Genomic DNA, 13,361 nt, shown 5'->3' with positions numbered 1-13,361 from the left:
ATAACTTGCTAATTATATTAGATTATATAACAGTAGAGTTTCTAAGGAGACTGAATTTATGACTTCATCTTTGAACCCTACCCGAGGTAAGTTATTAAAACGTTTTGCTCAAATCGGTCCTTATATCCGAGAGCAACAATGCCAAGAGAACCAGTTCTTTTTTGACTGTTTAGCTGTTTGTGTAAATAAGAAAGTCGTACCAGAAAAACGTGAGTTTTGGGGCTGGTGGATGGAATTAGAGCGCAACAATGAACAGCTCATTTATCATTATCAAATTGGGCTATTCGATAAAAATGGTGATTGGATACATCAGAATATAAGTAAAAATGATGTTACTGAATCAATCAATGAAACACTGATCCGTTTTCATCAATTTCTTAAAACGGCAGCGAGTGAATTAGATATGACACTTATGCCAGATGAAAAAATGAACAAATTTCCACTTCCCATCCAGCCCTAATTTTGTGTTAGGGCAACTTTTCATAGATTTTGCGTTATGTCGGTTGGCATAACGCTTCTCTCCTGATAAAACTGTGTATTATCTTTTTAAATAATCAACAAGAATGGTAAATGTTATGAGTAGCAGCCAAACACTGGTTGTTAAATTAGGGACAAGTGTACTTACTGGTGGTTCACTACGTCTGGATCAGTCTCATATTGTTGAACTGGTTCGCCAATGTGCTAAACAACACGAAAAAGGTCACCGGATTATTATTGTTACTTCTGGTGCAATTGCAGCAGGGCGTGAATATTTGAATTATCCTGATTTACCCGCAACTATTGCTTCTAAGCAGTTACTTGCCGCGGTAGGCCAAAGCGCATTAATTCAAGTATGGAAACAATTATTTGCCATCTATGGTATTCATATTGGTCAGATGTTGTTAACACGAGCTGATATTGAAGATAGAGAACGCTTCTTAAATGCGCGTGATACATTACATGCATTATTAGATAATCGCATTATTCCCGTTATTAATGAAAACGATGCCGTTGCAACCGCAGAAATTAAAGTGGGTGATAACGATAATCTGTCTGCATTAGCCGCTATTTTAGGAAGTGCAGACAAGCTGTTATTGCTGACAGATATTGAAGGACTGTATACAGCTGATCCTCGTAGTAATCCTGAAGCAAAACTCATCCCAGAAGTATTTGATATCAATGATGAATTACGCGAAATGGCGGGTGATAGCGTATCTGGCTTGGGTACGGGTGGCATGGCAACAAAGTTACAAGCAGCTACTGTTGCTGGGCGCGCAGGTATTGATGTTGTCATTGCAGCCGGTGTACAACCTGAAGTTATTGCTAAAGTAATCAATAATGAACCTGTAGGAACGTTATTCCACGGATTAGAAAGCCCACTCGAAGCACGTAAAAGATGGATTTTTGGGGCGCCAATTGCGGGGGTCATTATTGTTGATGAAGGGGCTGAAAAAGCAATTAAAGAAAAAGGTAGCTCCCTTTTACCAAAAGGCATTAAAGAGATAAAAGGCGATTTCTCTCGTGGATGTGTTATTCGCATTCAGAGTTTACAGGGTAAAGATCTTGCTCATGGTGTTGCCCATTATAATAGTGATGCACTGCGTTTAATTGCGGGACACCATTCACAAGAAATTAGTCAAATTTTAGGTTACGAGTATGGTAGTGTTGCTGTGCACCGTGACGATATGATTGTTAGCTAAGGAGCCTTCGATGTTAGAACAAATGGGTAAATCAGCAAGAGAAGCGTCTTGGCATTTAGCTCAATTATCGACAGAGCAAAAAAATCAGGCATTACTGGTTATGGCTGATTTATTAGAGCAACAAGAAGCTTCAATTCTTGCCGCCAACGAAAAAGATATGCAAGCAGCTCGTGAAGCCAATATTAATGCCGCGATGCTTGATCGTTTATTGCTGACTTCTGAACGTTTAAAAGCTATTGCTGATGATGTTCGACAAGTATGTCGCTTAGAAGATCCTGTGGGGCAAGTTATTGATGGCCGTATGTTAGACAGCGGTTTACGTTTAGAACGTCGCCGTGTACCGTTAGGTGTTGTTGGCGTTATTTATGAAGCTCGTCCTAATGTTACCATTGATGTTGCTTCATTATGTTTAAAAACTGGTAATGCAGCCATTCTTCGTGGCGGGAAAGAGACACACCATACCAATCAAGCCGTGGTTACCGTTATTCAACAAGCTTTAGAAAAATGTGGTATTCCTGCGGGTGCAATTCAGGCGATTGATAAACCTGATCGTGAGTTAGTCGCTAAAATGCTAAAAATGGATGAGTATATTGATATGCTTATTCCTCGCGGCGGAGCTGGGTTACATAAATTATGTCGTGAACAATCAACGATCCCTGTTATCACTGGTGGGATTGGTGTTTGCCATACATTTGTTGATGAAAGTGCCGATTTAGAAAAAGCATTAACCGTTATCGTTAATGCCAAAGTACAACGGCCAAGTGCATGTAATTCGTTAGAAACACTTTTAGTGCATGAAGAAATTGCAGATATATTTTTACCACAGCTAAGTAATGCTATGGCTGCTCAAAAGGTCACTTTACACTCAAGTGAAACAGCATTAGCTGGGCTGAAAAAAGGTGGAGCAACTGTTGTTGATGTAAAAGACGCAGATTATTGTGATGAATGGTTATCACTTGATCTAAATGTAGAAGTGGTGGGTGGCTTAACCGAGGCTATTAGTCATATTCGCCGCTATGGTACAGCGCATTCGGATGCTATTTTAACGCAATCTATTTCTAATGCTGATCGTTTTGTTCGTCAAGTTGATTCTGCCGCAGTGTATGTCAATGCAAGTACACGCTTTACAGATGGCGGGCAATTCGGCTTAGGGGCGGAAGTTGCTGTTAGTACGCAGAAATTACACGCCAGAGGACCAATGGGATTAGATGCTTTAACGACTTACAAATGGATTGGTTACGGTGATAATACAATTCGTCGATAATTATTGAGAATATTAAATAAGCCATACTTTTCTAAAGTGTGGCTTTATTTTTTTGTTACATCAGGTATGATGTTTCATACTTTACAGTATGTAAATTTTTAATTACACCCTAATGGGAACACACTATGGAGATAGTGCATTTTATGGAAAGTACAATTTACCTTATCGGACCTCGAGGTGCAGGGAAAACAACAGTAGGTAAAGCGCTTTCTCTCTCTTTAAATTATAGATTTATTGATACGGATTATTGGATAACCCAAAAATATCAACAAACTATATCCTCTATGGTGGAAGAGAAGGGTTGGGATTTCTTTCGTCAAATTGAATCAGACGCTCTTATTCAAGTAAGTCAACCTAATCAAGTTATTTCAACTGGTGGCGGTATGGTTTTGGCAGATAAAAATCGTGCTTATATGAAAACCTCAGGTGTTACAATTTATTTACAGGCCTCACTTGAAACATTAGTTGAACGTTTATCCCAAGATCCTAATGAAGCACAAAGACCTAGTTTGACAGGTAAAACATTAGTTTCAGAAATACATGATGTTTTAATTAAGCGTGAACCTTTATACATGCAATGTGCAGATATTATTGTTGATGCGGGGTTATCTATTAATGAAATAATTGCGGTAATTCTCGCAAAACTTGCTAAATAATTAGGAAGTCGTCTGATATAAAGGGCAAAACAGAGGTCATCTATTTTATTTTCATCACATCCTATTTATAGTAAGACTAATTATAGCAAAATGAGATATGGATATGATGTTAATAGCGTTTTTTAAAACACTATTTAAATTCTTATTTAGAATAAGAATTGAAGGACTTGTTAATCAGTTTTCTCAATATGAAAAATGTATAATTACACCGAATCATACTTCTTTTATTGACGGTATATTATTACGTTTATTCCTACCTATTAATCCTGTGTTTGCTGTTTATACCTCAGTGGCTTCTGCAAAAACGACAAGATGGTTAGGTCGTTATGCTGATATTGTGCCTTTAGATCCCGCAAATCCAATGGCAGTGCGCCAATTAGTAAAAGAAGTCGATAAAGGTCGCCCTGTGGTGATTTTTCCTGAAGGAAGGATCACAGTAACAAATGGATTAATGAAAATTTATGAAGGGGCCGCTTTTATTGCAGCTAAATCAGGCGCTAAAGTTGTTCCTGTTAGGATTGAAGGTGCTGAATTTAGCTACTTTTCACGAGTACGTAAAAGTCTGCGAGTGAAGTCTCATTTCTTTCCTAAAATCACAATCAAAGTACTTCCAGCCGTTGACTTACCGATGCCAAAAGCAGAAAAATCAGCTGAGCGTCGTCGATTAGCAGGGGAAGCCATGCGTGATATCATGATGAATGCCATCATGGATACACGTCCTAAACTTACACTCTATGAGGCATTTTTACAGGCAATGTCGCAATATGGTCGATTTAGCCCGTTAATTTCAGATATCAATCTAAAAGAAGATTCTTACCAAGGATTACTGAAAAAAACATTAGGGATCAGCCGACTCATTGAACGATACACAGAGCCTAATGAACGTATTGGTTTGTTACTTCCAAATACAACAGTAACAGCGGCTGCATTATTAGGTGCAACAATGCGTCAACGTGTTGTTGCTATGCTTAACTATACTGCGGGTAGCTTAGGCGTACAAAATGCGATGAAAGCAGCTTCAATCAAAACCATTTTTACATCACGGCAATTTTTAGAAAAAGGGAATTTATTACATATTCCTGAACAAACCCCTGAAGCGAATTGGATTTACCTTGAAGATCTCAAAGATAGTGTAACGAGTGAAGATAAGCGCTGGATCTTCAAACACCTTATTACGCCACATAAAGCGATGTTACCGCAAAAATCGACTGATGCTGCGGTTATTCTATTTACGTCAGGATCTGAAGGTACACCTAAAGGTGTTGTTCATAGTCATTCAAGTTTACTGGCTAATGTAGATCAAATTCGCGCTATTGCTGACTTTTCACCTAAAGATAAATTTATGTCAGCATTACCGTTATTCCATGCATTTGGCCTAACTGCTTGTCTATTAACACCGATTTGCTTGGGCGCTCGTGTTTTTCTTTATCCAAGCCCATTACACTATCGCGTTGTGCCTGAATTAACGTATGACCAAAATTGTACCGTGTTATTTGGTACATCAACCTTTTTAGGTAATTATGGAAAGTTTGCTCATCCTTACGATTTTGCCAGAGTTAGGTATGTGGTTGCTGGTGCTGAAAAACTATCAGAATCAACCCGTATTTTATGGCAAGAAAAGTTCGGTATCCGCATTTTAGAAGGTTATGGTGTTACCGAATGCGCACCGGTTGTGTCAATCAACGTACCTATGAGCGCTAAAATACATACTGTAGGCCGTTTATTACCAGGTATGGAAGGCCGACTTATCCCAATGAATGGGATCACAGAAGGAGGACGATTACAATTACGTGGCCCAAATGTGATGATGGGGTATTTACGTGTTGGATCACCAGAAAAACTAGAAGTCCCTGTAGCTACAAACGCAGACGGTATTGATGAAGAAGGTTGGTATGACACGGGTGATATTGTTGCTATCGATAGCGAAGGTTTTTGCACTATTAAAGGGCGTGTAAAACGTTTTGCTAAAATTGCTGGTGAGATGGTCTCTCTTGAAGGTGTCGAGCAACTTGCACGCAAAGCATCCACTGGCGAGCATGCCGTTGTGACGATTAGTGATAAACGCAGAGGTGAATCATTGGTGCTGTTTACAACAGATAACCAATTGGATCGTAGCGCGTTATCAACACTAGCTAAAGCAGAAGGTGTTGCTGAAATAGCTGTACCGAAGGATATTCGTTTTATCAAAGAAATTCCTGTTCTTGGGAGTGGGAAAACGGATTTTGTCTCATTGAAAAAACTAGCTGAACAGGAAAATAACTAATGTCAGAGAATATTAGCCAGCCTCCGTTAATGAGTCGGGGAATGAAAGCAGTATTGTTATCACAATTTCTTTCTGCTTTTGCTGATAACGCATTACTTTTTGCCATTTTAGCTCAGTTTAAATCGGCTCTTTATCCTGAATGGAGCCAACCTGTTTTACAAATGGTCTTTGTGCTGGCTTTTATTCTCTTAGCGCCTTTTGTTGGGCAAGTTGCTGATCGTAACCCTAAAGGTAGGGTTATGCTCAGTGGTAATATCTTAAAATTCGTGGGTGCATTTCTTATTTGTGTTGGCTCTGATCCATTCTTAGGTTACGCCTTAGTTGGGATTGGTGCGGCAGTTTATTCACCAGCTAAATATGGTATTTTAGGTGAATTAACCGATGGTGAACGCTTAGTAAAAGCAAATGGTTTAATGGAAGCATCAACCATAGCCGCTATTTTATTAGGTTCAGTGATTGGTGGTTTACTCTCTGATTGGAGTATTGTTTTTGCATTAGGTGTCTGTGCAGCAATGTACGCTTTTGCAGTTCTTGTTAACTTTGGCATACCTAAATTATCAGCTGCTCAAATAGGTCGTGGTTGGAACATAAAAAAAATGTTCGCTCAATTCCTTGAGGCAACACGTACTTTATGGGCAGATAAAGAAAGCCGCTTTTCTTTAGTGGGAACAAGTATGTTTTGGGGCGCGGGGGTGACTTTGCGTTTTCTGCTTGTTCAATGGGTACCTATTGCATTGGGCATGACTGACAACACCACTCCAACGATATTAAATGCAATGGTAGCTATTGGTATTGTTGTAGGGGCTGGATTAGCCGCTAAATTTGTGACACTGAAAACAGTACGTCGCTGTATGCCGGCAGGCATTTTAATTGGTCTTGGAGTAGTTTATTTTTCATTGCAAACCTCAATTATTCCATCTTATTTAATCCTTATCGTTATTGGTGTTTTTGGTGGCTTCTTTGTGGTGCCATTAAATGCGCTATTACAAGATAAAGGAAAACACAGTGTGGGAGCGGGTAATGCTATCGCAGTACAAAACTTAGGTGAAAATACAGCGATGCTATTAATGTTAGGCTTGTTCTCACTAGTCACTAGTATTGGTATTTCTGTTGTTGCCATCGGAATTGGTTTTGGTGCCATTTTTGCACTCGCAATTGGTGGGTTATGGTTATGGGATTGCACCAGAAAGAAATCTTAAACAGTAGAATTTAGAATAGAGGTTAAATGAACCTTAATGATAAATTACGATGAAATGACTCACCTAAGTATTGAGGTGGGTAAAGCGTTAATTGAAAAGAAGAGCACGATAACAACGGCAGAGTCTTGCACTGGTGGATGGATTGCAAAAATCATCACGGATATTGCAGGAAGTTCTGATTATTATCACCGTGGCTTTGTGACCTACAGTAACGAAGCAAAGCATGAAATGATAGGCGTTGATGAACAAACCTTGATTAAATATGGCGCTGTTAGTGAAGAAGTCGTTCTTCAGATGGCGAAAGGCGCACTTAGCGCAGCAAATGCAGATTTTGCTGTTTCAGTCAGTGGTATTGCGGGTCCTGGTGGTGGCAGTAAAGAAAAACCAGTGGGTTTAGTTTGGTTTGGTTTTGCTGTTAAAACAACAACCGGTGTTCAGGTAACAGCAAAACACTGTATTTTCAGTGGCTCACGAGAGCAAGTAAGAGCGGAATCTGTTATTTTTTCTTTAAAATCAATACTTAGAGAAATTATAAATAATTAACTTGATACTGTATGATTATACAGTATAATGAATTTCAACAAGCAAAATCATACACGTTTTAATGGTAGTGACCCATCCTTATGCTTCACTGCCCAGAGGGAGATAACATGGCTATTGATGAAAACAAACAAAAAGCATTGGCCGCAGCACTTGGTCAAATTGAAAAGCAATTTGGTAAAGGGTCTATCATGCGTCTGGGCGAAGATCGTTCCATGAACGTTGAAACCATCTCTACAGGTTCTTTATCATTAGACGTTGCTTTAGGTGCTGGTGGTTTACCACGTGGTCGTATTGTTGAAATCTATGGCCCAGAATCTTCAGGTAAAACAACTTTAACACTACAAGTTATCGCTTCAGCTCAACGTGAAGGTAAGATCTGTGCGTTTATCGATGCTGAACACGCATTAGATCCAATTTATGCAAAAAAATTAGGCGTAGACATTGATAATCTGCTGTGTTCTCAGCCTGATACCGGTGAGCAAGCCTTAGAAATTTGTGATGCATTATCTCGCTCTGGTGCTGTTGATGTTATTGTTGTTGACTCAGTGGCTGCGTTAACGCCAAAAGCTGAAATTGAAGGTGAAATCGGCGATTCACACGTAGGTCTTGCTGCTCGTATGATGAGCCAAGCTATGCGTAAATTAGCGGGTAACTTGAAAAACTCCAATACATTACTTATTTTCATAAACCAAATTCGTATGAAAATTGGTGTTATGTTTGGTAATCCAGAAACCACAACTGGTGGTAATGCACTTAAGTTCTACGCATCTGTTCGTTTAGATATTCGTCGCATCGGTTCTGTTAAAAACGGTGATGAAGTTGTGGGTAGTGAAACTCGCGTTAAAGTCGTAAAAAACAAGATTGCAGCGCCATTTAAACAAGCCGAATTCCAAATAATGTATGGCGAAGGTATTAATACTTTTGGTGAGCTTATCGATTTAGGTGTTAAACATAAATTGGTAGAAAAAGCTGGTGCATGGTACAGCTACAATGGTGAGAAGATTGGTCAAGGTAAAGCCAATGCAACAACTTACCTAAAAGAGCATCCAGAAATGTACGATGATTTAAATACGAAACTACGTGAAATGTTATTAAACCACGCAGGTGAGTTTACAAGCGCAGCTGATTTCACGAATGAAGGTGATGCAACTGATCTCGGAGAAGCAGAAGAATAATCTCTCTTAGCTTGTGATAAAACAACTAATTGATTCCATGTTTAGACAAATTACTATCATTGTTATGATAAATGGCTAGTCAATTAATGTGATTTAACTCACTTAAAAAAAGGAAGCTCTAAAAAGCTTCCTTTTTGTTATATGTCGTACTATTTATCCAATTTAGGGTTCATGCCGGGTTTATTCTATTATCTATCCATTAAAAGTAGCCTTTAACACTATTTTATTTGATATAACGATATTTTTTACTAACTAATTTTTATAGTTGTATGAAAGTTTATATAGTGAAATTTTGATGATATATTCTCACAAATTACCAATCTAAATAAGAATCATTACTAGCACCTGATTGAGTCAGATAGTAAATAATTGACAAACAGAGATAAATATCTTCAAGATATTTGAATCTAATTAATATAGTATTTAAGAGATTATTTAGTGATGAGATAGGTTTTATACTGAGAAATACTTTTATTTTAGCTAGTTATCGTGAGTTTATTGTTTGTTTTAAGTGATAATGCTTATGTATTTATTATTGATTGTTATAAGAAAAAGAAATTATTTAAGAAAAAACACGCATAGTATGTGATGAGATAAAAAACTAATAATAACAAATAGTTTTTAATAATTACAAAATGAAAATACTTTAAACTACTTACATTTATTAGAATAATCCCTCTTAAATAGAGAAAAGCCCCATTCTCAGTTAACAAACCCACTTTCAGAAAAAAACTAGACGATTTACAATGTCAACACGAATAAGTTTATCGGGGGTTTTACTTCTGACTGAAGAAATTCTATCTTATCCCTACTTATGTATTCGTTGGCTAAGTAGAGGTAACAAAAAACCTCCTCTAACTAGATTTCTAATTTCTGTTTTTCCAGCTTGATTTCGGGATAATTATGAGCAAAAGCACCGCTGAGATCCGTCAGGCGTTTCTCGACTTTTTTCATACTAAAGGACATCAAATAGTACCTAGCAGTTCTTTGGTTCCAAATAACGATCCAACATTGCTGTTTACAAACGCAGGGATGAACCAATTCAAAGATGTATTTCTTGGATTGGACAATAGACCTTATTCCCGAGCGACAACTGCACAACGCTGTGTGCGTGCAGGTGGTAAACATAATGATTTAGAAAATGTGGGTTATACAGCTCGTCACCATACCTTTTTTGAAATGCTAGGTAATTTCAGTTTTGGTGACTATTTCAAACATGACGCAATCAATTTTGCTTGGGAATTATTAACCAGCAAAGAGTGGTTTAACTTACCTAAAGAAAGACTTTGGGTAACGGTATATGCCACAGATGATGAAGCTTATGATATTTGGAATAAAGAAATTGGTATTCCTGCCGAAAGAATAATCCGCATTGGTGATAATAAAGGTGCACCATTTGCATCAGATAACTTTTGGCAAATGGGTGACACAGGCCCTTGTGGACCTTGTACCGAAATATTTTATGATCATGGTGACCACATTTGGGGCGGACCTCCTGGATCACCAGAAGAAGACGGCGATCGCTATATTGAGATCTGGAATATCGTTTTCATGCAATTTAATCGTCAATCAGATGGCACTATGGATCCACTGCCGAAACCATCTGTTGATACGGGAATGGGGTTAGAGCGTATTACCGCTGTTTTACAACATGTAAACTCTAACTATGACATTGATTTATTCCGTTCTTTAATTAAATCTGTTGCACAAGTGACTAATGCAACAGACTTAGAAAATAAATCATTACGCGTTATTGCTGACCATATTCGTTCTTGTTCATTCCTTATTTGCGATGGCGTGATCCCTTCTAATGAAGGCCGTGGCTATGTTCTGCGCCGCATTATTCGTCGTGCAGTACGTCATGGTTATATGCTTGGCGCCAAAGATACCTTCTTCTATAAGTTAGTTGCTCCATTAATTGAAGTGATGGCTGAAGCGGGTGAAGAATTAAAACGCCAACAAGCTATCGTTGAAAAAGTATTAAAAACGGAAGAAGAGCAGTTTGCTCGTACATTAGAACGAGGCCTCCAGCTATTAGATGAAGAGCTTGCTCAATTAACAGATGACGTTCTTCCGGGTGAAACCGCTTTCCGCCTTTATGATACATATGGTTTCCCTCTCGATTTAACTGCTGATGTTTGTCGTGAAAGAAATATCAAGGTTGATGAAAAAGGCTTTGAAGTCGCGATGGAAGAGCAACGTAAACGTGCTCGTGAATCCAGCGGTTTCGGTACTGACTATAATAGCCTTATTAAAGTTGATAGCCGCAGTGATTTCTCTGGTTATGAGCATAACGAACAGCAGGGCACAATTACTGCTATCTTCCACAATGGACAATCAGTCACCGAATTAAAAGCGGGCGAAGAAGGAATTATCTTCTTAAATAAAACGGCATTTTATGCCGAGTCCGGTGGCCAAGTTGGCGATAAAGGTGTTCTGACTGGCAAAGATAGTCAGTTTGAAGTCACAGATACGCAAAAATACGGTAAAGCGATTGGCCATATTGGTAAAGTTAACGTAGGGTCATTTATTGTTAACCATAAAATCAATGCTAACATTGATATTGCTCGCCGTAATGCCATTCGTTTAAATCACTCTGCGACTCACTTATTACATGCTGCATTACGCCAAGTTCTGGGAACGCATGTTACGCAAAAAGGTTCTTTGGTTAACGATAAATACTTGCGTTTTGACTTCTCTCATTTTGAAGCAGTTAAACCAGAACAGTTGCGAGAAATCGAAGATATTGTAAATGCACAAATCCGTCTTAACTCACCAATAGTCACTGAGTTAATGGATCTTGAAGACGCTAAAGAAAAAGGTGCTATGGCACTGTTTGGTGAGAAATACGATGAACGTGTCCGTGTTTTAACCATGGGTGATTTTTCTACTGAGCTTTGCGGTGGTACTCACGCTTCTAGAACAGGTGATATTGGTTTGTTCCGTATTATCAGTGAGTCAGGCACTGCTGCTGGTATTCGTCGTATTGAGGCAATTACAGGTATTACAGCAATTGAGAGTGTTCATGAGCAATCAGACCTTATCTCTCTTGTTGCACAAGTTCTAAAAAGTGATGGTACAAACTTGGTTGAAAGAATTAAGACAGTCCAAGAAAAATACCGCTTATTAGAAAAAGAACTCCAACAACTAAAAGATCAGCAAGCTGCCCAAGAAAGTTCTTCTTTAGGTGGACAAGCTAAAAATGTGAAAGGTATCAAACTTTTAGTTCGTGAGCTTAATGGTGTTGAGCCAAAAATGTTAAGAACTATGGTTGACGATTTAAAAAATCAATTGGGTTCAGCAATTATTGTGCTTTCTACTATTTCTGATGGTAAAGTGAGCTTAATTGTTGGGGTCACTAAAGATTTGACTGCTAAAGTTAAAGCAGGTGAGTTAATTAGTTTTGTAGCACAGCAAATCGGCGGTAAAGGTGGCGGTCGCCCTGATATGGCTCAAGCTGGTGGTACTGATATTGATGCTTTACCTGCGGCTCTGGCAAGTGTTGACGAGTGGGTTGAATCGCATCTGTAAGCGATAATAACCTGAAAAAAGGCGTTATTCCTGATTTATAGGGATAACGCCTTATAGAGATATTGATGATCCGTTAAATAATCAGTCACTAAATTTATATTTTGTTATGAAGTATGAGTTACTTGTGATAAATAATGATTATACGAATTGACAATGTATGATGGATAATGGCCGGGAAATTCTAGAGACCCGACTCTTGTAAATTTTCAAGGAGCAAAGAATGCTTATTCTAACTCGTCGAGTTGGTGAAACGCTTATGATAGGTGATGATGTAACCGTAACCGTTTTAGGGGTTAAAGGTAATCAGGTACGGATTGGCGTAAATGCACCCAAAGAAGTATCTGTCCATCGTGAAGAGATCTATCAACGAATTCAGGCCGAGAAAACTCAGCCTACCGATAACTACTAAACAAATTCCCATTTTTAGTTAGTTACAATTCATTCGTAAGCGTCCACACTTTTGCCGGGTCTGGGCGCTTTTCTCTTTCTAAGACTTTTTATTCCCTTTTTTGTTCCTATCTTCACTCTCCTTGAGTTGTATTTATTATTACACTATCCGTTTATTCTGATTGACAGAATTGAAACTCTTTTTACCTCTAATCATTCGCTTCACAATTATTTGTTTTGAGAATAAATATATTTGCTATGGGAATAAAATACTTGAATGATTTTTCATCAGAGATATCATTGTGTTTAGGACTTTTTTAGCCAATCTTGCTGATAAACGCATCAGTTTGTTTGTGAAGTGTCCAAACAAACGTATATTCGTAAAAAGTTGAGAAAAATTGTTTGACTTCTTAGGCTGAGAAAGTAATATGTGCGCCACACAGAGACGAGATGTTCAGTAAGAACTTCTTCGAGTGGTTCTAAATATGGTGAGATGGCCGAGAGGCTGAAGGCGCTCCCCTGCTAAGGGAGTATGCGGTCAAAAGCTGCATCGAGGGTTCGAATCCCTCTCTCACCGCCATTTAGATTGCATCCTTAGCTCAGCTGGATAGAGTACTCGGCTACGAACCGAGCGGTCGGAGGTTCGAATCCTCCAGGATGCACC

At 38.5% G+C, this 13,361-nt stretch carries 10 protein-coding genes and 2 tRNA genes; all 12 read left to right on the top strand.

Annotation, left to right across the window (positions count from 1 at the left end; all coding sequences use genetic code 11):
• Window positions 1-58 precede the first annotated feature (58 nt).
• The 12 genes from crl (at window position 59) to ABN080_RS06630 (ending at window position 13,359) form a co-directional block, all read left to right on the top strand.
• Window positions 59-460 carry a sigma factor-binding protein Crl gene (gene crl / locus ABN080_RS06685; RefSeq protein WP_109409457.1) on the top strand — a complete coding sequence of 134 codons (402 nt, stop codon included), beginning with the start codon at window positions 59-61 and terminating at the stop codon, window positions 458-460.
• A 115-nt stretch (window positions 461-575) separates the two neighbouring features.
• Window positions 576-1,679, top strand: a complete 1,104-nt coding sequence (proB, locus tag ABN080_RS06680) for a glutamate 5-kinase (protein ID WP_349440672.1) — start codon at window positions 576-578, stop codon at window positions 1,677-1,679.
• 10 nt (window positions 1,680-1,689) lie between these two features.
• Entirely contained in the window at window positions 1,690-2,943 is a 1,254-nt protein-coding gene (locus ABN080_RS06675) for a glutamate-5-semialdehyde dehydrogenase (RefSeq protein ID WP_197269461.1), read from the top strand.
• 143 nt (window positions 2,944-3,086) lie between these two features.
• The gene (gene aroL / locus ABN080_RS06670) at window positions 3,087-3,599 is read left to right on the top strand and encodes a shikimate kinase AroL (protein WP_349440671.1); all 513 of its coding nucleotides are present in this window, start codon (window positions 3,087-3,089) and stop codon (window positions 3,597-3,599) included.
• A gap of 103 nt (window positions 3,600-3,702) precedes the next feature.
• The gene (aas, locus tag ABN080_RS06665) at window positions 3,703-5,862 is read left to right on the top strand and encodes a bifunctional acyl-ACP--phospholipid O-acyltransferase/long-chain-fatty-acid--ACP ligase (protein ID WP_196553675.1); all 2,160 of its coding nucleotides are present in this window, start codon (window positions 3,703-3,705) and stop codon (window positions 5,860-5,862) included.
• A complete protein-coding gene (gene lplT, locus ABN080_RS06660; protein ID WP_115350338.1) occupies window positions 5,862-7,061 on the top strand; it encodes a lysophospholipid transporter LplT in 1,200 nt (399 codons plus the stop codon). Before aas ends, lplT begins: the two co-directional genes overlap by 1 nt.
• A gap of 36 nt (window positions 7,062-7,097) precedes the next feature.
• Window positions 7,098-7,604, top strand: a complete 507-nt coding sequence (gene pncC / locus ABN080_RS06655) for a nicotinamide-nucleotide amidase (RefSeq protein ID WP_115350337.1) — start codon at window positions 7,098-7,100, stop codon at window positions 7,602-7,604.
• A 107-nt stretch (window positions 7,605-7,711) separates the two neighbouring features.
• Complete coding sequence (gene recA / locus ABN080_RS06650) at window positions 7,712-8,779, top strand: recombinase RecA (RefSeq protein WP_072070885.1); 1,068 nt, start codon at window positions 7,712-7,714, stop codon at window positions 8,777-8,779.
• A 903-nt stretch (window positions 8,780-9,682) separates the two neighbouring features.
• Window positions 9,683-12,310, top strand: coding sequence for an alanine--tRNA ligase (alaS, locus tag ABN080_RS06645; protein WP_349440670.1), 2,628 nt, complete (start codon window positions 9,683-9,685; stop codon window positions 12,308-12,310).
• Between the two features lie 220 nt (window positions 12,311-12,530).
• Entirely contained in the window at window positions 12,531-12,719 is a 189-nt protein-coding gene (gene csrA, locus ABN080_RS06640; protein ID WP_004244778.1) for a carbon storage regulator CsrA, read from the top strand.
• A 465-nt stretch (window positions 12,720-13,184) separates the two neighbouring features.
• Window positions 13,185-13,277, top strand: a tRNA-Ser gene (locus ABN080_RS06635).
• Between the two features lie 8 nt (window positions 13,278-13,285).
• Window positions 13,286-13,359 (top strand) — tRNA-Arg (locus ABN080_RS06630).
• Window positions 13,360-13,361: the final 2 nt, after the last annotated feature.

The sequence above is a fragment of the Proteus sp. fly-1089 genome (assembly GCF_040138965.1).
In the GTDB taxonomy this organism is placed as follows: domain Bacteria; phylum Pseudomonadota; class Gammaproteobacteria; order Enterobacterales; family Enterobacteriaceae; genus Proteus; species Proteus vulgaris_B.
This window is presented reverse-complemented; position numbering and strand designations above follow the sequence as displayed.